General features: G+C 42.2%; 26 protein-coding genes and 1 other RNA gene. 12 read left to right on the plus strand and 15 right to left on the minus strand.

From position 1 onward, the window contains the following. Window positions 1-12: 12 nt before the first annotated feature. The 3 genes from fba to B9T34_RS04185 all read right to left on the minus strand — a co-directional run bounded on the left by fba (window position 13) and on the right by B9T34_RS04185 (window position 2,792). Window positions 13-1,050: a class II fructose-bisphosphate aldolase gene (gene fba / locus B9T34_RS04175; protein WP_086211912.1), complete on the minus strand. Its 1,038-nt coding sequence runs from the start codon at window positions 1,048-1,050 to the stop codon at window positions 13-15. A 122-nt stretch (window positions 1,051-1,172) separates the two neighbouring features. Further along, window positions 1,173-1,451 (minus strand): hypothetical protein, encoded by a 279-nt coding sequence (locus tag B9T34_RS04180; RefSeq protein ID WP_086211913.1) that lies wholly within the window; start codon window positions 1,449-1,451, stop codon window positions 1,173-1,175. A gap of 153 nt (window positions 1,452-1,604) precedes the next feature. Continuing rightward, window positions 1,605-2,792 (minus strand): phosphoglycerate kinase, encoded by a 1,188-nt coding sequence (locus B9T34_RS04185; RefSeq protein ID WP_086211914.1) that lies wholly within the window; start codon window positions 2,790-2,792, stop codon window positions 1,605-1,607. A 139-nt stretch (window positions 2,793-2,931) separates the two neighbouring features. Between B9T34_RS04185 and B9T34_RS04190 the strand changes: the two genes are divergently transcribed. The 5 genes from B9T34_RS04190 (at window position 2,932) to B9T34_RS04210 (ending at window position 7,750) form a co-directional block, all read left to right on the plus strand. Beyond that, entirely contained in the window at window positions 2,932-3,315 is a 384-nt protein-coding gene (locus B9T34_RS04190; protein ID WP_086211915.1) for a DUF2237 family protein, read from the plus strand. Continuing rightward, complete coding sequence (locus B9T34_RS04195; protein ID WP_086211916.1) at window positions 3,315-3,908, plus strand: Maf family protein; 594 nt, start codon at window positions 3,315-3,317, stop codon at window positions 3,906-3,908. Before B9T34_RS04190 ends, B9T34_RS04195 begins: the two co-directional genes overlap by 1 nt. 342 nt (window positions 3,909-4,250) lie before the next feature. Next, complete coding sequence (locus tag B9T34_RS04200; RefSeq protein WP_086211917.1) at window positions 4,251-5,969, plus strand: thiamine pyrophosphate-dependent enzyme; 1,719 nt, start codon at window positions 4,251-4,253, stop codon at window positions 5,967-5,969. Next, complete coding sequence (locus tag B9T34_RS04205; protein ID WP_086211918.1) at window positions 5,966-6,439, plus strand: MEKHLA domain-containing protein; 474 nt, start codon at window positions 5,966-5,968, stop codon at window positions 6,437-6,439. The genes B9T34_RS04200 and B9T34_RS04205 overlap by 4 nt, the downstream gene beginning before the upstream one ends. Before the next feature lie 141 nt (window positions 6,440-6,580). Further along, window positions 6,581-7,750, plus strand: coding sequence for a cupin domain-containing protein (locus B9T34_RS04210; protein WP_086211919.1), 1,170 nt, complete (start codon window positions 6,581-6,583; stop codon window positions 7,748-7,750). A gap of 89 nt (window positions 7,751-7,839) precedes the next feature. Here B9T34_RS04210 and B9T34_RS04215 read toward each other — a convergent pair whose 3' ends face one another. From B9T34_RS04215 to B9T34_RS04235, 5 genes are all read right to left on the minus strand, one after another. Next, a complete protein-coding gene (locus B9T34_RS04215) occupies window positions 7,840-9,447 on the minus strand; it encodes an ATP-binding protein (RefSeq protein WP_322853513.1) in 1,608 nt (535 codons plus the stop codon). Window positions 9,448-9,720: 273 nt separating this feature from the next. Next, window positions 9,721-10,401 (minus strand): LuxR C-terminal-related transcriptional regulator, encoded by a 681-nt coding sequence (locus tag B9T34_RS04220; protein WP_086212057.1) that lies wholly within the window; start codon window positions 10,399-10,401, stop codon window positions 9,721-9,723. Window positions 10,402-10,573: 172 nt separating this feature from the next. Beyond that, complete coding sequence (locus tag B9T34_RS04225) at window positions 10,574-11,353, minus strand: glutathione S-transferase N-terminal domain-containing protein (protein ID WP_086211921.1); 780 nt, start codon at window positions 11,351-11,353, stop codon at window positions 10,574-10,576. 183 nt (window positions 11,354-11,536) lie between these two features. Next, entirely contained in the window at window positions 11,537-12,049 is a 513-nt protein-coding gene (gene rraA, locus B9T34_RS04230) for a ribonuclease E activity regulator RraA (RefSeq protein ID WP_086211922.1), read from the minus strand. 11 nt (window positions 12,050-12,060) lie between these two features. Next, window positions 12,061-12,726: an NAD(P)H-binding protein gene (locus B9T34_RS04235; protein WP_086211923.1), complete on the minus strand. Its 666-nt coding sequence runs from the start codon at window positions 12,724-12,726 to the stop codon at window positions 12,061-12,063. Window positions 12,727-12,940: 214 nt separating this feature from the next. On the opposite strand from B9T34_RS04235, the gene rpsT reads away from it, so the two are divergent. Beyond that, window positions 12,941-13,207, plus strand: a complete 267-nt coding sequence (gene rpsT / locus B9T34_RS04240; protein ID WP_005010321.1) for a 30S ribosomal protein S20 — start codon at window positions 12,941-12,943, stop codon at window positions 13,205-13,207. Window positions 13,208-13,694: 487 nt separating this feature from the next. Here rpsT and B9T34_RS04245 read toward each other — a convergent pair whose 3' ends face one another. Next, window positions 13,695-16,721, minus strand: coding sequence for a M66 family metalloprotease (locus B9T34_RS04245; protein WP_171265116.1), 3,027 nt, complete (start codon window positions 16,719-16,721; stop codon window positions 13,695-13,697). A 451-nt stretch (window positions 16,722-17,172) separates the two neighbouring features. Here B9T34_RS04245 and B9T34_RS04250 point away from each other — a divergent pair, with 451 nt between their 5' ends. Beyond that, a complete protein-coding gene (locus tag B9T34_RS04250; protein ID WP_086211924.1) occupies window positions 17,173-17,613 on the plus strand; it encodes a hypothetical protein in 441 nt (146 codons plus the stop codon). Window positions 17,614-17,678: 65 nt separating this feature from the next. Here B9T34_RS04250 and B9T34_RS04255 read toward each other — a convergent pair whose 3' ends face one another. Next, window positions 17,679-18,416 (minus strand): histidine phosphatase family protein, encoded by a 738-nt coding sequence (locus tag B9T34_RS04255; RefSeq protein ID WP_086211925.1) that lies wholly within the window; start codon window positions 18,414-18,416, stop codon window positions 17,679-17,681. Between the two features lie 51 nt (window positions 18,417-18,467). After that, window positions 18,468-19,319 carry a 3'(2'),5'-bisphosphate nucleotidase CysQ family protein gene (locus B9T34_RS04260; protein ID WP_086211926.1) on the minus strand — a complete coding sequence of 284 codons (852 nt, stop codon included), beginning with the start codon at window positions 19,317-19,319 and terminating at the stop codon, window positions 18,468-18,470. A gap of 15 nt (window positions 19,320-19,334) precedes the next feature. On the opposite strand from B9T34_RS04260, the gene B9T34_RS04265 reads away from it, so the two are divergent. The 4 genes from B9T34_RS04265 (at window position 19,335) to B9T34_RS04280 (ending at window position 22,362) form a co-directional block, all read left to right on the plus strand. Next, on the plus strand, window positions 19,335-20,021 hold the full coding sequence (locus tag B9T34_RS04265; RefSeq protein WP_086211927.1) for an HAD-IA family hydrolase: 687 nt from the start codon (window positions 19,335-19,337) through the stop codon (window positions 20,019-20,021). Continuing rightward, on the plus strand, window positions 20,014-20,457 hold the full coding sequence (locus tag B9T34_RS04270; RefSeq protein ID WP_086211928.1) for an RNA-binding S4 domain-containing protein: 444 nt from the start codon (window positions 20,014-20,016) through the stop codon (window positions 20,455-20,457). The genes B9T34_RS04265 and B9T34_RS04270 overlap by 8 nt, the downstream gene beginning before the upstream one ends. A 142-nt stretch (window positions 20,458-20,599) precedes the next feature. Continuing rightward, entirely contained in the window at window positions 20,600-21,643 is a 1,044-nt protein-coding gene (gene recA, locus B9T34_RS04275) for a recombinase RecA (RefSeq protein ID WP_086211929.1), read from the plus strand. Between the two features lie 110 nt (window positions 21,644-21,753). Next, window positions 21,754-22,362 carry a regulatory protein RecX gene (locus B9T34_RS04280; RefSeq protein ID WP_086211930.1) on the plus strand — a complete coding sequence of 203 codons (609 nt, stop codon included), beginning with the start codon at window positions 21,754-21,756 and terminating at the stop codon, window positions 22,360-22,362. An 88-nt stretch (window positions 22,363-22,450) separates the two neighbouring features. On the opposite strand, the gene ffs is transcribed toward B9T34_RS04280, so the two are convergent. Then, an RNA gene (ffs, locus tag B9T34_RS04285) (signal recognition particle sRNA small type) lies at window positions 22,451-22,547 on the minus strand. A 288-nt stretch (window positions 22,548-22,835) separates the two neighbouring features. On the opposite strand from ffs, the gene B9T34_RS04290 reads away from it, so the two are divergent. Beyond that, entirely contained in the window at window positions 22,836-23,735 is a 900-nt protein-coding gene (locus B9T34_RS04290) for a YbgF trimerization domain-containing protein (protein WP_086211931.1), read from the plus strand. A 77-nt stretch (window positions 23,736-23,812) separates the two neighbouring features. Here the strand turns inward: B9T34_RS04290 and lpxA are convergent, their stop codons facing one another. The 3 genes from lpxA to lpxD are packed head-to-tail and all read right to left on the minus strand — an operon-like array spanning window position 23,813 to window position 26,159. Next, window positions 23,813-24,601: an acyl-ACP--UDP-N-acetylglucosamine O-acyltransferase gene (gene lpxA / locus B9T34_RS04295; protein WP_086211932.1), complete on the minus strand. Its 789-nt coding sequence runs from the start codon at window positions 24,599-24,601 to the stop codon at window positions 23,813-23,815. Next, window positions 24,598-25,083: a 3-hydroxyacyl-ACP dehydratase FabZ gene (gene fabZ / locus B9T34_RS04300; RefSeq protein ID WP_086212059.1), complete on the minus strand. Its 486-nt coding sequence runs from the start codon at window positions 25,081-25,083 to the stop codon at window positions 24,598-24,600. Before fabZ ends, lpxA begins: the two co-directional genes overlap by 4 nt. Before the next feature lie 5 nt (window positions 25,084-25,088). Beyond that, entirely contained in the window at window positions 25,089-26,159 is a 1,071-nt protein-coding gene (lpxD, locus tag B9T34_RS04305; RefSeq protein ID WP_086211933.1) for a UDP-3-O-(3-hydroxymyristoyl)glucosamine N-acyltransferase, read from the minus strand. Between the last annotated feature and the right edge of the window lies 1 nt (window position 26,160).

Genomic DNA, 26,160 nt, shown 5'->3' on the forward strand with positions numbered 1-26,160 from the left:
ATCTATAGCAGATTATTTATAACGATCTACCATTTTCTCTAAAGAGATTGGGCGGATTTTGTCTGCGTTGCCTGCAGTACCGAAAGCTTCGTAACGGTCTACACAGATTTGTTTCATTGCTTCAACAGTTTCAGCAAAGAACTTACGCGGGTCAAATTCACTTGGTTTTTCCGCCATCATACGGCGCATTGCACCTGTAGATGCTAGACGTAAATCTGTATCGATATTGATTTTACGAACACCGTGTTTGATTGCATCAACCAATTGTTCAACTGGCACACCATACGTTTCTTTGATGTCGCCGCCGTATTGGTTAATTACAGCCAACCATTCTTGTGGCACAGAACTAGAACCGTGCATTACAAGATGCGTATTTGGAAGCGCCGCATGAATTTCTTTAATACGGTCAATTGCCAAAATATCGCCTGTAGGTGGACGCGTAAATTTGTATGCGCCATGAGAAGTACCTACAGCAATCGCCAAAGCATCTACATTCGTGTCTGCAACAAACTGACGCGCTTCCTCAACAGAAGTCAGCAGTTGAGAATGGTCTAGTACGCCTTCTGCGCCTACACCATCTTCTTCACCCGCCATACCAGTTTCAAGACTACCTAGACAGCCAATTTCACCTTCAACAGAAACACCGCAAGCATGCGCCATAGCTACTGTACGGCGAGTTACGTCTACATTATATTCATAAGTCGTCGGTGTTTTACCGTCTGCACCCAAAGAGCCGTCCATCATGACAGATGAGAAGCCCAATTGAATTGAACGTTGGCATACATCAGGGTCTGTACCATGGTCTTGGTGCATTACCACTGGGATATGCGGCCACTCTTCAATAGCAGCTAAAATAAGATGACGCAAGAATGGTGCGCCTGCGTACTTGCGGGCGCCTGCAGAGGCTTGCACAATCACAGGTGAATTCGTTGCATCTGCTGCAAGCATAATTGCGCGCATTTGTTCTAAATTGTTTACGTTAAACGCTGGTACGCCGTAAGCATGTTCGCCGGCGTGATCCAAGAGCTGGCGCAATGAAATAAGAGCCATAATGTCCTCCCAGGTAATGCGACATATTCTACATGCACAGCGCCCGTAAATCAGCAGAAAAAAGCCGTTTTCCAAAAAAAATCCCTGCTTATGCAGGGACTTTTAAAATAAAAACAACAATCTTAGTGAGCCTTTTGCTCTGCAGCTGCAGTTTCTGTATCTGCAGTGGCTTCATCTGCCGGCGCATCAGCAACTTCAGCAGGCACATCCTGATTTTTTTCATCCAGTACAGGCTTATCTAGAGCATCAATTGCAGCTTGCTGTTCTGCAGTTGTCGCATCTCCTGCAGTTGCTGGCGCAGAAGCTTCAGCTTGCGCTTTAGGTGCTTCTTCTTGTTTAGAACATGCTGTTAATGCAAGTGGCGCAATAATCAATGCAGCAAGTACCAGTTTAAGCTTCATTAGTTTTTCCTACAGGGGTTAGAAGTAACTGCTGAAAATTTTATTGCAGTTATATTTCATTTTGATGACTAAAAAATGAATAGCTTATAAACCGTATCTTTCACCATAAAAAAAGCTGAACAACGTTCAGCTTTTTTTAACTTGCTTTATGCATTAAGCACGTTCAAGCAATACCGCTACAGCAGGTAAAGTTTTGCCTTCTACAAACTCAAGGAAAGCGCCGCCGCCAGTAGAAATATAGCCAATTTTGTCGGCAACTTCGTATTTATCAATCGCTGCCAAAGTATCGCCGCCGCCTGCAATAGAGAAGCCTTCAGATTCTGCAATCGCTAGAGACAAAGTCTTCGTGCCTTCGCCAAATTGATCCACTTCAAACACACCTACTGGGCCGTTCCAAAGAATTGTTTTTGAAGTCTTTAAGATTTCTGCAAACGCTTTTGCTGTTTCTGGGCCAACGTCCAGAATCATGTCATTGTCCGCTACATCTTCAACTTTTTTCACAACTGCTTTCGCTGCAGCCAATGAACCTAAGAAATCATCAAAGTTGATTTCTGAAGCATCCGCAACCACAACATCTGTTGGAAGCGGTACAGCAACTTTAGCCGCAATCGCTTTTGCTGTATCAATCAAATCGTGTTCGCACAAAGATTTACCAACGTTGAAACCAGCAGCAGCCAAGAATGTATTGGCAATACCTCCACCTACAATCAATTGGTCACAGATATCAGACAATGAAGTCAGAACATCTAATTTAGTTGAAACTTTTGAACCTGCAACGATGGCAACCATTGGTTTTTCAGGTGTTTGAAGCGCACGGCCCAAAGCATCTAATTCTGCAGCCAGCAAAGGGCCAGCAGCAGCCACTTTCGCTAAACGCGCTACGCCTTCAGTCGACGCCTCTGCACGGTGCGCAGTACCAAATGCATCCATCACGAATACGTCGCAAAGCGCAGCATATTTAGCAGCAAGCTCTGGGTTGTTTTTCTTTTCGCCTGCGTTGAAACGGCAGTTTTCAAGCAATACCACTTGACCTGGCTGAACGTCTACGCCATCTAAATAGTCAGTGAATAATTTCACGTCTTGGCCCAAAGCTTCAGTTAAATACGCGGCAACTGGCGCTAAAGACTGTTCAGCTTTCGGTTCACCTTCAACAGGACGGCCTAGGTGAGAATAAACCATTACAGCTGCGCCTTTTGCTAAAGCAGCTTTAATTGTTGGCAATGCAGCACGTAAACGCGCATCGCTGGTAATCACACCGTTTTTAACAGGAACGTTTAAGTCTTCACGAATAAGAACACGCTTGCCTGCTAAATCAAGGTCAGTCATACGCTGAAAGTTCATGTATAGCTCTCTTTATTGATATCAAAACGCGAAGATTTTAAATGATTATGCAGAAAAAGGTTAGCTTCTTTTGCAGAAAAGGCCTCGAAAGCCAAACTTTTGCTATCATAGTCAAAAGCCCCTTAAAGATTCAGAGCTTATGTCTATTCATCCTGATCCAAATATTAACCGTTTAAATGTTTTAGGCGAGCCTTTGGCCAGCTGCTGTTTTGACCCGATTACTGGGTATTTCCGCAACGGTTTTTGCCATACAGCCACTACAGATTTGGGCCAGCACACGATGTGCGCGGAAATGACTTCTGAATTTTTAAACTTTTCTCAAAAAACAGGCAATGATTTAATCACACCGCTGCCAAAAGCCGGTTTTCCAGGCTTGCAGCCGGGCGACTTCTGGTGCATCTGTGTGACCCGTTGGGTGGACGCATACCAAGCCGGCATTGCTCCGCCTATTAAAATACAAGCCTGTCATCAAGCCGTACTATCTTATGTGCCGCTTAATGTACTTATGGAATATGCAGTGTAATGAATACTCAAAAGATCATTTTGGCGTCCAGCAGCCAAACCCGTAAAGATTTAATGGATCGCTTACGGATTGATTACCTGTCTATAGTGCCTGATATTGATGAATCGCCGCGCGGTGAAAGCCACGCCGATGATTTAGCCATGCGTTTAGCTTTAGAAAAAGCCAAATGCATTGCCGAACAGCATCCTGAAGCAATTGTCATTGGTTCAGACCAAGTCGCTTGGCGTGAAGGCGCGCCGGATATTTTTATCGGCAAGCCTTTAAGTCCAGAAAAAGCGGTGAAACAGCTGCAAGCCAACTCCGACAAGATTGTGTATTTCAGTACCGCCCTCAGCGTTCAACAGCATTCAACCGGCTTTGAACAGACGGTGGTGGAACACTATAAAGTCAAATTTCGCAAACTGAGTCTGCCTGAAATCGAACGCTATGTTGAAATTGAACAGCCATTGCATTGTGCCGGCAGTTTCAAATGCGAAAGTTTAGGCATCAGCTTATTTGAAGAAATGATCGGACATGACCAGACGACACTCATGGGCATGCCGATGATCAAGCTGTGCAGTATTTTGCGTCAGCTGAATGTATTGGTGCCTTAAACGAGCATTTAAAAAATTTAAGATTTAACTTTAAAGCATTCATCACAGCATGGGTGCTTTTTTACAGATAAAGATACTTAGTGCTTTGCATAAAAAAACTTTATATAACAATGCGAAAATCTTAATTTTTAAAATCCAGATCTATTCTTTAGCCATTAAATGAATCAGCAAATCACCACTTGTTTTAGCACTCATTGTTAACAAAAATAAATTAGGCATGCTTAATGCTTTATTAATCATGTATTTTCTCAATATTAAAATTAATTTTTACTCAATAAAACAGCAATATAATTCGCAAAAAACTTAAAACCATTACTTATATCAACTTAGAGGGAAACATCAGTGAACTCATCTAATTCAAGCCTTTGCTATACAGGCTACAACTTGCTTTTCGATTTTTTTGCACAGCATCAAATTCAATCATTTTTTGGTGTCACTGGCGGCGGTGTTATCCATTTCCTTAAACACATTCCACCTTACCCTCATGGTGAAACCAGTTTTTATAATTTAGCTGAGTACAGTGCTGGTTTTGCTCCACTTGGCTATTATCTTGCGACTGGAAAAATTGCCGCTGCTGTTGCCACACTCGGCGCTGCCACCAAATTGCTAACATGCGGTCTAAGCGATGCAAAATTACATTACATCCCTGCTGTATATATTGTTCCCGCCTATTCTGAAGATTTAGCCCATAAAGCTGCGCTTCAAGATTCATCCCAATATGGTTCCAATGCAATCGCCCAGCTAAAAGCTGAATGCCCTGAAGCTGTATTTGTGCTTCATGACATTTCACAGCTTAGGACTTCGCTTGAATTTGCAAGCATGCAATTACAGCGCTCTAAACCTGTTGTTTTTGTTTTAATTCATGCGTCTTTAGCGGAACCGATAAATAACAGCACTGCTTTTGCTTTACCGCAATTAAACCCTTTGGCCCAAACTGCACCATCTCCGCTCAAAGATTTCAGTTCAGCATTAGCAAAAGCTTCTAAAAATAAGCGCTTAACTGTTCTCATTGGTGAGGAAATGGCGAGATATCCAAATGCTAAAAAACTTAGCACTCAGCTCAGTGAAAAATTAAATCCCTATATTATTTGCAGTATGAACGGCGCAAATGCAGTAGATCGGGACAACCCTTGTAACTACGGTCATATCGGCTTTGGCGGCAATGACATTGCCAATAAACATATGCGGTCATTAGATGAAGATGATGTATTGCTCGTCTTGGGCGCATGTCCAGATGAATACACCATGAATCTGCATAATTTTAGTTCAGGCGATACTTTTTTCTGCACCGGCATTCCAGATACTTATGGACAATTCAAGGCATCATTCCAGCATCGTGCAGAACATCGATATTTTCATTTAAATGCTCCTATAGATACACTAATTTTAAAGCTTTGCAGCCATGATTATGATTTTCAAAATTTAAAAGCCCCTTGCTCTCCTCCCTCCTTAAATACACGTGAAATATCTGCGCCGCAAGCAGACTATGCAGACATGAAATTGCTGTATGAGCGGCTCGACCAATGGTGGCCCGAACATTCCATTGCCTTCAGTGATGTCTGCCTCGCCTATAAAGACCGCCACTACATCACTCAGCGTCCAAACAACCATATTGATTTTTATGCCCTTTATAGGGGCTCCGCTATGGGCAATGCGCTGGGGCTTTCTATCGGCGCAAAGCTGGCCGATCAATCAAGAAGCGTCTTTGCCTTTACAGGAGATGGCTGCTTTAAGCTGTTTTCAGGTTCATTGGCCGAAGCTGCAGACTTAGGGTTGGTGCTATTTGTGCTCAATAATCAAAAATTCTCGATCGTTGAACAAGGGCTGTATACCATCTTAAACGATGTTCCACCTAAGTACTGGCATGCTGAAGTTAAGAGTTTGGACTACTGTATGATTGCCCGCGCTTCTAACTGGAACGGGGTAAAGTTAAATACAGATCTCTCAAATCTTGAAAGCATCCTTAATGAAAGCCTTGTTCAAACAAAATCTTTGCTCATTGAAGTCCCTGTAGATCCGCATCAAATTCTTGGCATCAACCCACGAGTCCACAACCTATGAATGCAGCCATTATTCAGCATATCCTGCGCAGTTTTTATCAACATACTGGACAAAATCTGCCTATTGCGGAGCATCTATCTAATCCTCTTGAATGGCTGCATGAATTTGCGCCATATAGCTTATTAGCACATAACACAGATGCTGATCCTCATTTTATCTATGCCAATAAGCAGGCGCTGAAAAGCTTTGAATATACTGAAGATGAAATGTTAAAGCTGCTGTCAAAATACAGTGCATCTGAAATAGATAGGCAGGCAAGAGCTGAACTTTTGAATCAAGTGAAAAAAAACGGTATCGCTTTTAACTATACAGGACCGCGTGTTAAGAAAAATGGGCAGGTCTTTACCATCTATAACGGCATGGTCTGGAACATTTACGATGAATGTGGCAAGGAGTTAGGCCAAGCCGCTTTATTTTGGCTCGACAACAGCACTCCAGATTGGTTCGTTCTTCACACACATTCTGATTAACCCACAACGAATGGCTTAGCAAATACTCAAAATCGTATTGCTAAGCCTAAATTTTTAAAAACAGGCACATGTCCAGCTTGCAGCAATAGCGGAGACAGGTAAAAATACCCGCTAAGCTTTTACCACATTTGAAGAAATTTTATGTCCCAGCCTTTAGACGTTCTTGGCGGAATTACCGCTGAACAATTCCTTGCCGAATATTGGCAAAAAAAACCGCTCCTAGTACGCAATGCACTGCCTGAAATTGCAGATATGCTAGAACCCAATGACGTAATGGAATTGGCGCTGGATGAAAATATCACTGCCCGTCTGATTAAGCAAAAAGACCGCGATCCGAATCAATGGTCTGTCAAGTCTTCTCCATTATTGAAAGCAGATTTCCAAAAAATGCCAAAATTATGGACGCTGCTGGTGCAAGCTGTGGACCATTATTCTTTTGATCTAGCTGAGCTATGGAAGAAGTTTCCTTTCATCCCGCAATGGCGCCGCGATGACATTATGGTTTCTTATGCACCTCAAGGCGGTTCTGTAGGTAAACATTTTGATTTTTATGACGTATTTCTTGTACAAGGCTATGGCCACCGCCGCTGGCAGCTAGGTCAAATGTGCGATGCAGATACAGACTTTGTTGCGGGTCAGCCTTTAAAATTACTGCCAGAAATCGATGTAAATTTTGATGAAGTGCTCGCGCCTGGTGACTTGCTGTATGTTCCGCCTGGCCTCTCGCATTACGGCGTTGCAGAAGACGAATGCCTGACTTTCTCATTTGGCTTCCGCATGCCAAATGTGACAGATATGATGGACCGTGTTTGCGATAAATTCTCACAAAATGAGCTGCTGAAAAATCCGCTGTTAGACATCATCCGTGATCACCAAAGCTCAATTGGTCAGATTACGCAAAATGAACTGGAATATTTAAAAGCGAAAATTTTTGAACAATTGCAAAATTCGACGATAATTGAAGATGCCATTGTGAGCCTAATGTCTGAGCCTAAATACCCTGAAAATATTCCTGAAGCGGAAGAAATCGGCACAGGTGATTTAGAAGAAGCACTGGAACAAGGCTATTCACTTATTCTTGAGCCTGCTTCACGCCTGCTGTATACAGATCAGGAAAATGAACTGCTGTTTTGGGCTAATGGTGAAAGCATCTGCATTTCAGAACAATTTGCGCCGCATTTGAAAAACATTGCCGACGGCCAAGCAGTCGCTTTAGATGAAAGCCTGTTCGACCAAGACATTTTAGAAGATATTGCGATGCTAATGAATGAATCGGTGCTGATGCTGCTTCCTTCAGAAGATCAAGAATAATTCTAATTCTGTGAAAAAAGAGGGCTTTATGCTCTCTTTTTTTACTTGATTGTTTTCACAAGTAATCAATACAACTGCTGTAAATCCATTTAGGATAAATGAATAACCACGTGTATTTCGGTCAAGCCTTTTTCTGATTGTATGCAGATCGTTCCGCCCATCCGCTCTATACGGCTTTGCATACTGCGCATACCTATACTCATGCCATTCTGCTTCACGCACTCCACGTCAAAGCCAACACCATTATCTTGAATCTTCAGTTCTAAATGCGCAGGATCTGCATATTGCATGCTGACTCTAACCTGCGTCGCTTGACTATGTTTCAATACATTCGTCAGGCTTTCTTCTACAACTCGAATGAGATTTAAACACTGTAAAGCCGTTGGCTTAAATTGCCATTCTGAGGCAATGGCCCATTCTGCATGAATATCGATTTCATCCATCAGCTGGCTGAAACGGTGACGTACAGGCGCAATCCAATGCTGCGGTGTTTCCGGCACTTCACTTGCAGCAGTTGACCCACTATCAATAATTTGACGCAAGTCATCACGCATCAGTTTGAGCATGGATAAAAATTGCTGATTGGGAATTTCTTTGTCGCACTGATCCACTAGAATCATCGATCTAACAATGGAAGATCCTAATCCATCGTGCAAATCATGCGACAGCTTCATTCTTTCCTGCAGCCTTACATTGGTCAATTCAAGACTATGCTTATCCGTTAAACTTGCGCTTAAATCGTGGCTCACTTGCTTTATTTTGCCCGACAATTCTTCATTAAATTTCTCTATTTTTTTAAAATTTTTGCTGAGCCGCGAACTCAAAATAACCACAATGAACAATGTAAATAATGGCGACGTATAAGGAGATAATGGCCGTATATCATCTCCCTTCCATAAAAAAGCCATTCTGATGTCATACACGGAACAAAAAACAATGGCAGTCATACAAATTGCCAGCAGGATATAATCACCCCGCTTTACTCGTATTGCTGTTATGCACAAATAGAGATAAACCAAAAGATATGTAAAGCAATACAGCAGAAATATGGAATCAAAAAATAGCTTTATTTGCTCCATGGAAACAGCCATGACAGCCATCATCAATACTGCAGTCATAATCCAAAAAAAACGCTCTACCTTTGGCTTTTTTATCTGAATAAACCGTAATAAATACGTGCAAAAGCACATCATATACAGCATAAATGCGCATAAATTTACTCTAGCCGCCATCACAGAAGTTGGAAGGATTGTCGTTTCTGTCGCTAGAATATTTGAGATAAAAATAATCCACAGCAATGAGCTGATTGCAAACCAGCCAAAACTTGATTCAGCACGCCGATAGACCCAAATCACAAAGCAAAAGACACACAGTGTCGCAGATAGAATCAAATTGATTTGAAAGAGCGTACGCGAACTCCAAATTCTTTTTTCATTTAAGCTATATGTATCAACGACGTTATCGAATTTAATACTGCCAATTCCAGCAGACATTGCAGAATAGCCAGTAACATAAATAAGAATCTCATTATCATCATGTTTAAGGCCTGAGATTGGAATCGCCCAAAACCGCGGCATATTCCAGCTTTTCGATAAAGGCTCCTGTAAATGCTTATCTTTCCAAAGCAGGTCACCGTTTAAAAAAATTGCGCCGGCAGTATTAATGTAATCAATAGAAAACGCGATGGGTTCTGCCATCCGCGCCTCATCTTTACAAGACCAGTCCCATTTCAGCTTGTACCATGCCCCTCCTGTATAATTGGGCCATGTGTAAGCCCAATTATCAGGCAGTTCAGCTACAGGCTCCCAACCCGATCTCGGTATTTCTAAGCTGGAGGGTGTTTTAGCTTTTACTATGCTTTTAAGCAAAACATTGCATTGACTGTTAATTTGAAAGGAGGTAGATGCGCTGCTTAAAGTGCTGATAAAACAGACGAGACAGAGGCAGCAGATATATCTCCATAGGAACATTTAGAGAATCCCTAAAGACCGTGCAGCGCTGACAGCTTTGGTCCGCTTAGTGACGGCAAGTTTGCGATAAATGTGCTTGATGTGACTTTCGACTGTATAGCGTGAAACAAACAGCTTTTCAGCAATTTCACGATTACTTAAACCTTGAGCGACCAAACCGAGTATTTCTTTTTCACGGCTGGTTAAAATACTTTGATCCGCATCATTAACAGGACTACCCACTTCAACTGGCTGTTCTGTCTCTGAAATTGCGATCTGCTTCAAAATTTCGCGGGCAATAAAAGGATCGATCGGTGCGCCGCCACGTAAAATACTGCGAATTGAAATTAAAACTTCCGCATCATCCCGTTCTTTGAGTACGTAACCCGTAGCGCCGGCTTTAATTGCCCCAAACAAACTTTCCTGTGTACTCCATGCAGAAATCACCAAAATCAAAGTATTGCTGTCCAGCAAGCGAATTTTTTCAATGATTTCTGTGCCATGCCCATCTGGCAAGCCAAGATCAATCAGTGCCAGTGAAATTGGCTGCTGCTGGATAATATTCAAAGCTTCTTTTACATTTTTGGCAAAGAGTAAAACGTCATTGGCATAACCAAGGTCAAGTAAAATTTTCCGAAGCCGCAGCTGGATGATTTCTTCATCTTCCACAACCAAAACTGGTACTGGTAACACCACATCCATCGCCATAACTCCGCCCCTATACTTAAACCCTAAATTTTAATCAATAGCTGCTTAGTAAAACATCACCATTATTAAGTATATTTAATGTAAATAGTCAATAATTTGGAATTTTATTTATTCAATCACTAAAAATGCCTGAACAAGCTATCTCATTCAAGCACACGATAAAAGATTAACCGTTATATTGTTTTTTTAGATATTTCACAATTTCAGCTGATTCAAAAAGCTCAACGCCAGTATTTGGATCAATTAAGTAGGGAACTTGAATATTATCCCCCATCAGTTTCAAAACTTGTTCACGCTTACCGCCTGCTAATGGCACATATTTTCCTGGCTTTAAACGCAATACAGCCAAACCCTGATCTTGCCAGCGCTCTTTGGCCGTATTGTGAAATTTAAATGGCAACTCCAATTCTGTTAATTCGGAGCGGACAATTCGTGTATATGGGCTGGCTTCAAAACCCCACAGTTCTAAAAGCTGCTGCGGCGCTTCACGCTTTAAAGTCTGCTTATTGACCCACACACCGCGAGCGCCATTCACAATGGTTCCCGCAAAGGCAGCTACAGGTATTTTAGGATAACTGGCATATTTTTTCGGTGTTTTACCGGAACGTCCATAATGCTTAAACAAGTGGTGAATAATATCTTGTGATTCATACAGCTGATCGCCAGTATTTTCATCGACCAAAAACGGGAACTGCCGTTTACCGCCAAGCTTTTTCATCTCCTGACGGTAGCGCTCCCCGCCCTTTGGACAAGGATAAACTTCATAATCTAAATTTAATGTGGTCAGAACTTCCCGCACACGGCGGCAAAAAGGTGAGCCCTCGAATTCATATAGCTTTAAAGGCTTTTCTGGCTGTAGCGGATATGGTGTTCCGCCCGTACCGCGGCCACCTTCTGTAATGCTGGATAATATAGATTGCACAACTTTAACTTGATGCTTCAGCATAATGTTTCCTTCTTAATTTCTTTTTCTATTTTTATTCTGCGGCATATTTTCAGGCTTTAGTCCTATTTTTTTGCAAAATTATAAGACATTTGCCTTGAATGGACACCAGCCGATTTTCGGCTGGTGTCGGTTGTATCTTATTGATTTAAATACCTGCTTCAAAGCAGGCAGAATAAATGTGGCTTATAAATCTACAAGTTTCTCTTTTGAAATCACAATACCATTATTGTCGGCATAGACATAATCGCCCGGATGAACCGCAACTCCGCCAAAATTCAGTTGAAGATCTGTTTCCCCAGCACCTTTGCGGTTGCTCTTTTGCGGAATAGATGCCAATGCATGCACCCCTAAATCCAGCTCAGCAATCGCATCCACATCACGGACACAGCCATAAATAATCACACCATTCCAGTGATTCTTCACTGCTGACTCAGCAATCATATCACCCATCAATGCAAAGCGCATCGATGCGCCGCCATCTACAACCAGAACCTTACCCGTGCCGTCTGTTGCCAACAATTCTTTAACACGCGAATTATCTTCAAAACATTTTACCGTCACTGCCTGACCGCCAAAACTTTTACGCGCGCCATAACTTTTGAAATATTTGCCATCCATAGATGGTGTAACCACTTGAATCTCTTTCTCTGGATGGTCATCGAGCAAATCGCATGTTACAAAATGTACTGTAGACACGGTTATATCCCTCATTTGGTTTTTTGTATGCGTAAATTATCATAAATCTGAAATTTTTCAGTTTGAGTTTGCGCTGCATCGACCATAGTATGAGCCACTTGCGCCGCTGTCACTGGCTTGAATCTAAAAGTATTCGGCACCAAATGCGAAAAGCGCTGGTAAAGCTTCTGAACACCCTCTTCCAGCACGCGATGCTCCCTACGCTGACCTAGCAGCAATGAAGGCTGGATAATGGACGTACAAGCCAAATCTAAGCTTTTAATGTAGACCTCCAACTCGCCTTTTACTCGATTATAAAAAAAAGCGGATTTTGCATCTGCACCCAAGGCGCTCAATAAAATATAGTGAGCATCCATATTTTCCAGCAGTTCAGCAAAATGAGCATTGATGACAAAATCAGTGCCATAGAATTTATCTTTTGTCCCCGCTTGTTTCATGGTTGTGCCCAAACAGCTGAACGCATGCGTATAACCGCTGACGTCCTGTTCATTCAACATCAGAAAATCCTGAATCTCGAATTGCTGAACTTTTGCCAAATGGTTAAATTCTTCATCACGCTGACGCACGACAGCTGTAATATTGGCGCATTGTGCATTTTGGCTCAGCTGCCGAATCAGCTCACGGCCAACCAAACCTGTTGCCCCAATAACAATTGCATTTTCAATAGTTTTAGTCATTTTTTGAACAATCCCTATGTCTTAGCAATAATCTAACGTTTTCTTTGAAATTTTTCTTCATCTAAAATGTTGTCAAAGCATGTCAAGACTTGACTTACCTGCATAATCTAATCACAATATGGCACTTGTTTACGGGCTGGTGATAGTTCTTCTGATGTTGGTTTTCAGTTGAGTTTCAGCCCGCCCAGACCAATCTATTTCAAGGAGTGCACGAGTGGCAAACTCTGCTCAAGCTAAAAAACGTGCTCGTCAAAACGTTAAAGCACGCAAACACAACGCTAGCTTACGTTCTATGGTTCGTACTTATCTTAAACGTACAGTAGCGGCTATTGCTGCTGGTGATTATGCTGCTGCTTCAGAAGCATACAAAACTGCGGTACCTGTAATTGACCGTATGGCTGATAAAGGCATCATCCATAAAAACAAAGCTGCTCGCCATAAGAGCCGTTTAAATGCACAAGTTAAAGCATTAGCTAACTAATTTGCTGCAAAATAAAAAAAGCCCTCATCGGGCTTTTTTTATTGCCTTTTTTCAGCACAGCACCCGTTTTATCTCCCATCACTCACTGATTCTCCAAAATAAAAGCACAGTCAAACACAACAATCTCTTACCCAATATCCCTTAGATTCTTATCCCAGCAAAATATTGACAGCTTTACAGCCAAAGCAGCTCCAAATAAAAATTTTAAATGCTCCCATAGCCCCATTATTCAGGAATGTGCAGACAAACCTTAGAAATATCAACTCCGAATCTGCTCACCATAACTAGATTTAAATCAACTGCGCATTTTCACTGACTTAACTCAAAGCCATCAAACAGACCTTCTCTTTTCAATCATGCCTTGATCAATACAATTCTACTCACACCTACACTACACATTAAAAAAAAGCCCAATGCTGTGCATTGGGCTTTTTTTTAAAGCATTCTACCTATGACTAGGCTGAATGCCTCATTGCAAATTATGTGATTACTTTAAAAGCAACTTAACATTCTGCGGCTTCAAATACGCCAACTGTAGACTTGGATTCACAGTTAAGTTTGTCCATTTTTGGTTGCCGCCATTTGAACAGCCGTAACGAATTAAGTTAGCACGGTTATTTTTCAAGAAACCGCCTTCCAGATCCATACACTGACCGCCTTGACGGATAGTCGTAGTTGCTGGATTCATTTCCCAAATTTGAGTACTCAGGTTAACCGTACACTTACTTAAAATCATCTTAGAACCTGAACCGCCAGTGCTGGTAATACATTGATCCAACGATGCTTTATTATGAATACGACCTAGACCATCCAGCACCCATTGCTCAGTATTATCCCCTTTACAGCCGCTAGAACCGCTGATAAACAGATTATATTGACCATTGCCCAATGGTTCAGATTTCAAGCAGTTTGAACCGTTTTTCATCAGAGAAACATTTTTCAGCACGTTATCTTCCGCTAAGCCCAGTTTCTCTTTGAACTTATCATATGATTGCCATGCATCTTCTACGTTCGCTTCTAGCACGCTGTAATAAACGTTCATCCAGCGATTCAGACGATAGACCTTAGACTGCTGCTCTTCATAGCGCTGCAATTCAGTTTGCGCAACTGAGCTCAATTCACTTGCATAATCTTTATAAGAATCATACAGCGTGTAATTTGCAGGTGATAATGCAATCACTTGGTTGCTGGCTTGCGCAACAAATGCCTGATCTAAAGCAGGAAGCTCAATTTTACGCAAAGCACTGTAACCTGCTTCACGGCCAATCTTAACGGCTGGCTTAATTGCCGTGTCATAGACTGGAATATCAATTGCAGATAGATGCTTAGCTTCTTCGTTCGCTTTCTTACAGTACAAATCTACTTTTTGCGGATTTTCTGCTACAGATAAATTCACATGCAATTTATTCGCATTGCCAGCTAAACGTGAAGGCGCTAGCGCGATATTCGTTGATTTATTCGCGTACTGTACATTCAGCCAGCAAGCAGCTTGTTCTGCAGATGCTGTTACGCTCGGAAGATCATATACATTACCCCAGTTAGAGCGGGCTGCTGGGTACAACAGACCCACTTGATTCACAGGGTCATAGCCACCAAGGATGGTAATAACCGGCTGGCCGAAGATACGCGGACGCGGATAGTTTTGACCCGCTTGATACCACACTGGCGATGTCGAGTTCGGCATCGCTGGCTGAGCAACTTCCATTGCCTGTCGATCTTTATTCCATTTTTTATACCCAGTAGGCGATGTTTCATCCCATACATAGCGATCAAAATGCGGCTGAATCTTCAGAAAGGTGCTGTAACCTGTGTAATGGGTATAACGCGAAATGTTACTGTCAGGATACCCCCCAGCCATCGCATCTTTACCAAATGGGAACATATCCTTAAAGTTAGGAATGCCATTCGCGCCATCCCACTTCCACGTCGCTGTCCATGACACGTTTCCGCGCATTTTATTGCGATAGCCAATATAGCCCCATCCGCTGTCGGCATGGTGACCAGACCAGAATAAGCTGCTGCCCACTTGACCTGGGTAGTGCCCTAAGCCGTAATGGTGACCAATTTCATGGCTAAACTCATTGCCTACAGAATCATACAAGGTCAGCATACCGTTACCGCCACTTAGACCATGGTTATGAACACCGTTTGTATAGTTGCCCTTGGTATGGTGCGCAACCACAGTTTGGGTCAATTGCGGCTGGTTCTGATTCGCCATGGATGCGCTGGTAACACCCCAGTTTGCAAGGTTAATACCCACGCTAAATGTAGATTTACCCACATCACCGCGCATATCACCTGAATACACATCACCGCTTGTTGCACTTTTCGTATCATAAATCACGCCCGATGAAACCATTACACGGTTCAACATAACGTCATCATATTTTGCGACAGTCATTTGCGCAGCTGGAATCGTCTGGAAATAATCAGAACCCGCTTTTTCCGGCTCTAACAGCATATAGTGCCCTGTAGATGATGGCGTAGTAGCCAACATACCTACACGGATATTATTAAGAACCAGTTCCCCCGGCGCGGCAAAATCAATGCGGTTATCTGTCAATTCACCAACATTGCCTTCAGAATCCCTAAACTTAATATTTAAACCAGGTTTAACTTCATCCCATAACAGCTTCGTAGACCATGCGCGTTTACTGTAAACAACAGAAGGACGGTTTTGAATAATATTCTGATCAGATCCAGGAATACCATCAGGGCCTGTTAATTCAACGGTTCTTTTCAAGGTGTTGTAGTGATAAATTTCTACTTTAACCGACTTTGCTTTTTGCAAACTTTCAACAGGAGTCACCAACAGCAATGCTTCACGCTCAGCTGTCAAACGCGGCATCTTCTTCTCTTCATTGCCGTTAGGGTCAACAACATGCCCCTGACCGAATTGAATCATTGCTTGGAAATCACCTTCTAGATCCGAAGTAATTTCACGCGTTTCATCTTCTGCATTAAAATCATAGAATCCAATTACAGAAGTGTCCGCCACATCACTATCCGGCTCAGGATAAACCTCATGCGGCTCTTCTTCCTTCTCCTCATCACCTCCAAGGCCTATGCCATCTTTAATGGTGTCAATGATCTCATCAATAATTGAAGGTTCCTTAGGCGGCTCTACCACAACAGGAGCAGAAGGCTCTGAAGCTGGACCACCGGTTTGAGGCTCTGAAGCTGGGCCACCCGTTTGAGGTTCTGACGCGCCTACCTCCCCAGGGGCTGATGGCTCTTCTTTATCGTCATCACCAAGGCCTATGCCATCTTTGATGGTGTCGATGACTTCATCCACAATCGACGGCGCTTCAGGTTCAGCCGTATTATTATCAGTATTCCCATCGGTTGGATTTGAAGAACCGCTTTCTGCTGGCGCAGTTTGATCAGCTGGAGATGATATATTTTTACCGCCTGTTGTGCCGTAATATCCATCCTCGCCGCCACACGCAGCAAGCATCAGCGTCAACACACAGACACTAAGTTTGCTATATGTAAAACCATTCACATTTTTCATGATTTCCCCTAATACATATACACTTCGAGTTAAAAAAGTGATTTTAAATTAACAAATACAATCAATAACTTAATGGTATAAAGTTTATTTTTTAATTGCAATTAACGTGATTTGTCACAATTAGACTTTTTTCATCACTTATTCATAAAAACTATTAAAATAAGCATTTTTTACGTGACATGTAATTCATTTTTCAATCTAAATATTACTTTTCACATGGTTTATTGACCAATCATTGCGTCAAAAAACGTCAGTTTATTTTTCTGGTTCATTAAATTATTTTTTGTAAAAATATATGATCTCTTAAATCAATTGTGCACCGCATATTTTCCAAAATTCAGCGTATAGAATAATCATCAAACAGCACATCATTACGGATTTAAAAAATACCCTTAAAAAAATTATGGTATTCTAGTATCAAAACCATTCAACATTAAAATGGATCTGCATAATGATTAACAAATTCCTTCCAACGCTCGAAAAATTCCAGCCCACAGAACAGCAATACCTGCAGTATTTTAATGAACGCGGTGAAAAAGATGTTTTAGGCAGGGTCATCTCCAATATGAAAGGCACTGCTGAAATTCAAGCCTCACAAGGTGTCGATACATGGCTGAGTTATGGCGTGTATTTGCCTGCCGTGGAGCGTATTTTTGCTTTGCATAGCGGTGAAAATGAAAAAGACTTTTATAACCGTACCCAATATCCACCCGATGTCGTGGAAGCCTATACGATACCTCAGCATGATATTGCAACTTTAATTGCGGCAGATAAATACAGCCGCATCCATCAGCAAAATATTGCGGTAAACACATCCATTTGGCCGCTCAATGACCTTGGCTTAACCATTGATTTACAAGACTTTCCACAGCGCTTAAAAGCGAATATTTAATAACTCAAGGCATAAAAAAGCACTGCGCAATCAGTTCGTTGGGCAGTGCCTTAAGAAAGCATGAATTACAATTCCTGCTGCTGAAATTCTGCAATACTCAGTTCATTCAGCTCACCGCGCCAAATCCATTTCAATTTTGATTCTAAAAAAATCTCACCCTCAAACCAGACAAATAAGCCTTCCATCATCTTAGGCCAGTCTTCTTTAGTGACTATATTTTTTCCAGATATCACTGCCAAGATTGCAGCTAAAATAGTGTCATGGCTAACAGCTAAACTTAGGCCATACGGCTTATTTGGGTGTGTGTTATAGATCAGCTCCAACACATCTACCACCCCATGAATAGGATGCTTCATGCCCGGCAAAGCATTATTCACAAAACTATTAATAAACCCGAGCGCGCCTTGCTTTTGAAAATATGGCCCCGCCTGCTTAATATCCAGTACAAAACTGCCTGGCTCAACCAGTAAGCCTTGTTCTATAATTTCGATATGATGGGTATTCAATTCTTCAGTTTGCCCATCAGCGCCTTGAATCATCAGCGCCGCAGTATCTACACAGCGCTGAATCGGACTTGAAATACAGTGCTGAATCACCCGATCTGTATTTTCAATCAGATATGACCCCCAAGACTCCGCCAAATCACGGCCCTGATGCGTTAGTTGCAAATCATAGCCAGCAAGGCCCTGCCCAACCACTACTTCACGAATGGAATGCCTTGTAAATAGTGTCACAGGGGTCTTTGCATCCGGCAATAAGTCTATTGCTTTGAACATACTGGGCGGGAGCAAATCTAAGGGCATAATGGTTTAACTCAAGAATTCCCAAACACTATAACATGTTCAGTTTTCAGCTCAATGGCGTTTCTGCATCATTGCCAGCGCCTGCATGGCAATTTCTTTCATTTCTTGATTTTTGAATGCCATAAAGCCACCATTCAGCAGTGTGTCGCGCTGATTGTACAAAAAGGGCCGCCCCTTCAAATCAACTAATCCGCCACCAATCCGCTCTAGCAAGCATTGCCCTGCACTCGTATCCCATTCACAGGTCGGATGAAAGCGCGGATAAATATCAACACGGTCTTCCAGCATCATACAAAACTTATAGGCGCTGCCCGCTTTAAACACATTGAATTCAGTCAGTGTTGATAGATCGTCCAAATACTCCGCATATTGCGGCTTATTTTGACTGCTTTGACTCAGCCCCACTTGCACAGCGCCTTGCTCAGCCAAATCCTGATAACTAGACCACTGATCTTCTAAATAATTATACTTCAGCGGCATACCCCGTTCTGGACAGAAATAAATCGTCTGCTGACCTGGAATAGCCAAGACTGCAAAAACCGTTTGCGCCCCATCCACCAAACTGAGGTTAATGGTAAATTCAGGCCGTTTATGCAAAAACTCTTTCGTTCCATCCAAAGGGTCCAACAGCCAAAATTTTTGCCATTTCTGACGATTGGCAGACTCACCCTCTTCAGACAATAGCGGTAAAACTGAAATATCTGCCAGAGCTTGCGTTAAATACGTATTTACACGGTAATCCGCTTGAGTTACCGGAGAATTGTCAGATTTCTTCTCTATATCAAAGACATCACCAGAACAATATCGCTGATATTCTTCTCGCAAAATTTCGCATGCCTGTGTCACAATGGGCGTTAGCTGTAAAATCATTATATCTTGCGGCGACGTTGCTGTTTTAAACATAGAAAGCCTTTTTATATGCCAAATTACTCAGACAAACCTATCATCATTTTCGATATGGATGGGACGCTGCTTGATCTTGCCTATGATGATTTCATTTGGAATCATTTACTGCCAATACGCTATGCAGAAACACATCATTGTTCACTAGAACACAGCAAACAGACCTTGTCTGAATTTTATCAAGAACACAATCATACCTTAAATTGGTATTCATCACGCTTCTGGACAGATAAAGTGGGTGTAGATGTTCTGGCAATGCAGATTGAACATAAACAGCGTGTTGCGCTTCGAAGCGGATGCCTAGAACTTCTTGCTTACTTAAAAAATAATGGCTACCCGCTTTGGCTTGCAACCAATGCAGATGCAGCTGGCCTCAAATTTAAACTCAAAAAAACTAATATAGATTCTTATTTTGATGTGATTGTCAGCAGCGAAACTCTCGGCCATGCCAAAGAATTTCAACCGTTCTGGGAAAAACTGCAGCATCACCATCCCTTTGATGTAAATAATTGCTATTTTATTGATGACACTGAAAAAGTACTGAATGGCGCAAAAGCATTCGGTATTGAAAACCTCTACAGCATCGCCCAGCCATCATCGGCAAATGCGCCGCGCAGCACTTGCAATTACCCAATGCTGGACGCATTAATAGACTTAATCCCTATTTTAGAAAGCGCTGAGGAACAAAAGAAATATGCGTAAATCAAATCTAGCCGAAGATGCGGTTGGAATGCGTATAGATAAATGGCTCTGGGCCGCGCGTTTTTTTAAAACCCGCTCCATCGCTAAAAATGCCATTGAAGGCGGCAAAGTTCATCACAATGGTGAACGGGTCAAAGTATCACGTGAAGTTCGTGTTGGTATGGAATTAACCATTGCACAGGGTCTTGAGAAAAAAACCGTTGTCCTCAAAGCCCTCTCTGATGTGCGAGGACCTGCACCCACTGCTCAGCTTTTGTATGATGAAACTGAGGTCAGTATTGCCAAAAGAGAGTTGCTTGCATCACAAAGAAAACTGCATAATCTTGCACGCCCAGATCATCGGCCCAGCAAAAAAGACCGCCGAGATATTGGTAAGTTTAAAAGAGAAAATGATCAGCAGTTTGGCCAAAATTGGTCTTATAATGATGATGAATAGAGAGCGTCACAATATGTCGCACGTATTGTGATTTTTACTGTACATAAGGATAATTTCTGTCACTATACACCTCGTGGAATTCGTTTTAAGCATACACATCCACTTGAGTATATAGTTTGTGACATCGTATTGAGGTTGTAAGATGGATGATAATAAAAGCAAGGCGCTCAACGCAGCCCTAAGCCAGATTGAAAAGCAATTTGGTAAAAACACCGTAATGCGTCTTGGTGACAACACCGTTCAAGCTGTTGAAGCCGTATCGACTGGTTCTTTAACTTTAGATATTGCACTAGGCATTGGCGGTTTGCCAAAAGGCCGTATTGTAGAAATCTACGGTCCTGAATCTTCAGGTAAAACCACCATGACATTGCAAGCCATTGCAGAATGTCAAAAATCTGGCGGCACTTGCGCATTTATTGATGCGGAACACGCGCTTGATCCTCAATATGCCCGCAAATTGGGTGTAGATATTGATAACCTTCTGGTTTCTCAGCCTGATAACGGTGAGCAAGCTTTAGAAATTGCGGACATGCTGGTTCGTTCAGGCGCAATTGATATGATCGTTGTCGACTCTGTCGCCGCTTTAACACCGCGTGCAGAAATTGAAGGCGAAATGGGCGACTCACATATGGGCCTGCAAGCCCGCCTAATGAGCCAAGCATTACGTAAAATTACCGGTAATGCAAAACGCTCGAACTGCATGGTCATCTTCATTAACCAAATCCGTATGAAGATTGGCGTAATGTTCGGCAGTCCTGAAACCACAACTGGCGGTAACGCGCTAAAATTCTACGCATCTGTTCGCTTGGACATCCGCCGTATTGGTCAAGTGAAAGAAGGCGACGAAATTATTGGTTCTGAAACTAAAGTTAAAGTTGTGAAGAACAAAATGGCGCCTCCATTCCGTGAAGCCATCTTCCAGATTCTTTATGGTAAAGGCGTGAACCATTTAGGCGAATTGATTGACCTCGCTGTACAGCAAGAAATCGTGCAAAAAGCGGGTGCATGGTATTCATACCAAGGCGACAAAATTGGTCAAGGTAAAAACAACACCATTCGCCACCTAGAAGAACACACTGAACTGGCGCAAACCATCGAGAAATTGTTGCGTGAACAGTTGCTGACAACGGGTACAGTACCAGTCGAAGAGAAAGATGAAGCTGAACCAGATTTCCTTGATGCTTAAGTGTTTTGCTTAATGCATAAAGACTTAAACTCAAAAAGCTGACCGCATAGCTTTTTCAAGTTAAACTAAAACGCCCTACGGGGCGTTTTTTCCATATAAGCAACAGCAGTATGAATGATTCAAAATTCCCAAAACTCATAGACTATCAAGCGCTCAAAGAACAAGTAGGCGATGAAGAAGCATCGTCTGCAGATAATTACGCAGCTCAATACAAGCCAGAAGATAATGCTTTAAATTTTGAAGCGGCAGTAGCAGATAAAAAGCCTGGTCTGCATGGCTCTCGCTTGCGCTCGTATGCCTTTGCCGTACTCACTCGAAAAGAGTATTCCAAAGCAGAGCTCATAGAAAAATTAGCTTTATACGCAGAATCACGCAATGAAGTCATTGCACTGGTCGATGAACTAGCAGCTCAGCATTATCAAAGTGACCAGCGCGTTGCTGAAATTATGCTGTCGAGCCAAAAGCGTAAAGGCAAAGGCCCAAATCAAATTAAAATGAAGCTAAAGAGTAAGAAAATTGATACTGCACTCATTGCAGAAGAATTAAAAGAAACAGACTGGGTAGATCAAGCCTATCAACTCAAAGTTAAAAAATATGGATTTGAAGTGAGCAAAGATCCAAAAATGAAAGCCAAGCAAATACGATTTTTGATGTATCGCGGATTTGAAATGGATGCAATTATCAAAGCAATTTCAAGAAAAGAAAGTGACGATGAATGAGTGTGATATGCAATTAAATTTGAGTAAAATTAGATAGATAAAATAGAAGATGAATAGAGATTATTATTAGTATAGAAACTGGTGGCAACCCTGCCAGCAAGCCTTCGGCACATCATAGGTCTACTACCGTTGCTACCTTCCGGTCCTGGCGGGGTTCGTAGATTATAATTGCGAAGTAACCAGCAGGGCTACCATTGCAAGAACAGAGTATAGAGATTTTTTATGAACTTGCAAGGCAAAAAGCCCAATTTAACTAAGTCGCTCATTCATTTGATTATTTATACAGCAGATTCAACATGAAGCGGTCATTTTAGCTTAAAAATAAACACTTAGCCTTTACCTTAAAACACAACAAGTTTGCAAAAGCTTATTGCATTTCAGATCTTTGACGTTTTTAATGTGACTATCTCATTTAGACAAAGATATGCATTTCAAAAATTGAATGATATATCTGCAAGCGATACGGAAATTTTATGATGCTAAATAAGCATGCCTTCGGCGCAATCGCCCTATTATGCTCTGCTCCAGTTCTAGCAAACGTACCCATCGAAGCACGCGGATTAAGCCAAGGCAGCGCAAGCACTCCTGCAGCTTATTCAGCAAGCAATAATGCCGATACTCCTGTATCAACAAATTTAAACTGGCAGCTGATGCAGAAAAATCAGCAGCTGGAAAATGACATTCGCTCACTGCGCGGCAAAATGGAAGAACAAGACAACATCATTGAACAGCTCAAGAGCGAACTTAGCAACCGCTATGCCGATTTAGATCAGCGCTTAGAAATGCTCCAACAAAAAGTCGATCCTACAGAAGATGACAGCGCTGCGGAGGATAATCAACAAGGTACTGCACCCAGCGGAACCAGCAGCCAACCTGCCGCAGTAAAAGGCGCAGTTACTGCCCCACCTGCTCCTGTAAAGCCAGCCGTTGCAGTTCAGCCAGCACCAGCAACCAAACCTGCTGCAGCTGTTCAAACAAATGCTGCAAGCGCACAGCCTGCATCTACAGCCGAGTTGGATAAGGCGGCTTATACTGTTGCCCTCGATGCATATAAGCAAGGCGGCGCCAAAAAAGCCATTGCGCCAATGCAGAATTTTATTAAAAACAACCCTCATAGTGTTTACATTAGCAATGCACACTTTTGGCTAGCAGAGTTCAATTTAGCCATTGAGCCGACCAATTATGCGGAAGCCAAACGCAATTACGGTATCGTCGCAAACAACTACCCCAATTCATCACGCGCTTCCCGCGCCCTGTACCAGCTTTACAGCATGGCAAAGGATGTGAACCGCAACACTGCGCAAGCCACTCAATACAAGCAGCAGCTTTTAAAAAAATACCCTCAGTCCGAAGAAGCTAAATATTTTAAATAGCAAAAACTGATCATTTTTTCTCACCACAAAAAAACCGCCGAAAGGCGGTTTTTTTAAACTGTATTGCAACGATAAAATTAACGCACAATACCGCGTTTAGACTGCTCAACTGAATCAATCAGCAATTGCGCCTCAGCAACTTCAGGCAAAATTTCTGAACGAATACGCTGTAAAGCCTCTTCTGTCGTTAAACCCGATTTATAGATGAGTTTAAACGAATCTCTAAGACCTTGAATCACACTCTTAGACCAGCCTTTACGACGCATACCTTCCACATTCATTGCAAATGCATGCGCTGGATTGCCAGACACCATGACATAAGCAGGAACATCCTTCAAAATCAATGAAGCGCCGCCAATCATGCTGTATGAATCAATTTTACAAAATTGGTGAATACCAGAGTTACCGCCAACAATGACGTAATCGCCAATGTGAACATGACCTGCAACACCAACATTGTTTGCAAAAATATTGTGATCACCGACCATACAGTCGTGTGCAATATGCGTATTCACCATAAGCAGGTTATGACTGCCCACTTTGGTTAAGCCTTGGTCTTGTACTGTACCGCGGTGCAGGCTGCAATGTTCACGAATCGAATTATGATCACCAATTTCCAGCCAAGTTTCTTCACCTGCATATTTCAAGTCCTGACAGACTTCACCTACGCTGGCAAACTGAAAAATTTCGTTATTTTGACCAATTTTAGTAAATCCGCCAACCACCACATGTGAGTGAAGTTTGGTACCAGCGCCAATAGTCACATTTGGGCCAATGATTGAATATGGGCCAATCTGTACATCTGGCGCAATTACTGCAGATGAGTCAATAATAGCGGTTGGGTGAATAAATTCGTTATTACTCATGCTTGCTCTGTTTTCTGTTGCGTAATCATAATTTCCGCAGTAGCAGCAACAATTCCATCAACTGTAGCAATACAGCTGTATTTATAAATGCCGCGCTTTTGCATCACGAGCTCAGATTTTAAAACAAGCTGGTCACCAGGCACAACCTGCTTTTTAAAACGAACGCGTTCTGCGCCTGCGAATAAGAATATTTTATCACTCGACGGCTTCTGATTGTTCATTACAAAGCCAAGAATGCCTGAAATTTGCGCCATCGCTTCAACAATCAGCACACCTGGCATAATTGGAAAACCCGGGAAATGCCCTTGCAAAAATTCCTCATTCATTGAGACATTTTTGTAGCCCACAATTCCTGAATCCGTAATATCTGTTACACGGTCTACAAGCAAAAACGGGTAGCGGTGCGGCAAATATTCACGAATAGTTTGAATTTGCATTGGCAGTTCAGGCTTTGTGAATGCAGGAGTATTAGACTCAGTCATCATAATCATTTACGCAATTTAAAAGTTGATTCAAGGGACTCTACTTGAGACTGCATATGATCAAGTTTTTTCATCAATTGGGTCAATGGCACATCTGCTAATTGTTTAAAGCGGATTGCCGCGCGTTTCCACTGATGCGTTTCCAGCATGGGCGTACCTGACGAATAGCTACCCGCTTCAGAAATACTTTTTGTGACCATTGACATACCGGTAATTTGCACATTATCTGCAATTTTAATATGTCCAACGACGCCTACCGCGCCTGCAAGGATACAGTTTTTGCCAATAGTCGTACTGCCTGCAATGCCGCACTTTGCAGCCATGGCTGTATTTGCGCCAACCTTAACATTGTGAGCAATTTGCACAAGGTTATCAAGAATAACACCATCTTCTAAAATTGTGTCGTCTAAAGCGCCTCGGTCTATGCTGCAATTTGACCCGATGCGCACATCATTGCCAATCTGCACTGAACCCAGTTGAGCAATCCGGTGCCATTTGCCTTGATAGGGCGCAAAGCCAAAGCCCTCTCCGCCTACAACAGTATTCGCGTGTATGCGAACTCTGTCACCTAATTTAGATTGCCCTGTGATTACTACATGCGAATCAATAAAGCATTGCTTGCCAATTTCTACATCATCATCAATTTTGCAGTGCGATTGAATAATCGTTTCATCACCTACCACGCAGTGCGCGCCAATGACCGCATAATGGCCAATATAAGCAGAATCAGAAATAATAGCGGAAGGATCAATTTGAGCCGTAATTTCTATACCTGTTTGAGTCTGTTTACGCTCAAATACATGGGTCAGAATAGCGAAGGCTAAATACGGATTTGCTACAACAATGAAATTTTGTTTCGTTTGAATTTTATCTTTTAAAGCTGGCGTAACAATTAAGGCACTGGCTTTTGTTTGCTCCGCCAAATCAATATATTTTTCAGCATTTACAAAAGCTAAATGCTGCGGTGCAGCATTTTCAAGACTGGCCAAACCAGACAGCAGAAGATCCTGCTGACCAACACACTCACCTTGGACAAGATGAGCGAGTTTTTCTAAGCTGAAATTTTGATGATTCATT

Source organism: Acinetobacter sp. ANC 3813 (genome assembly GCF_002135435.1).
Classification (GTDB): Bacteria; Pseudomonadota; Gammaproteobacteria; order Pseudomonadales; family Moraxellaceae; genus Acinetobacter.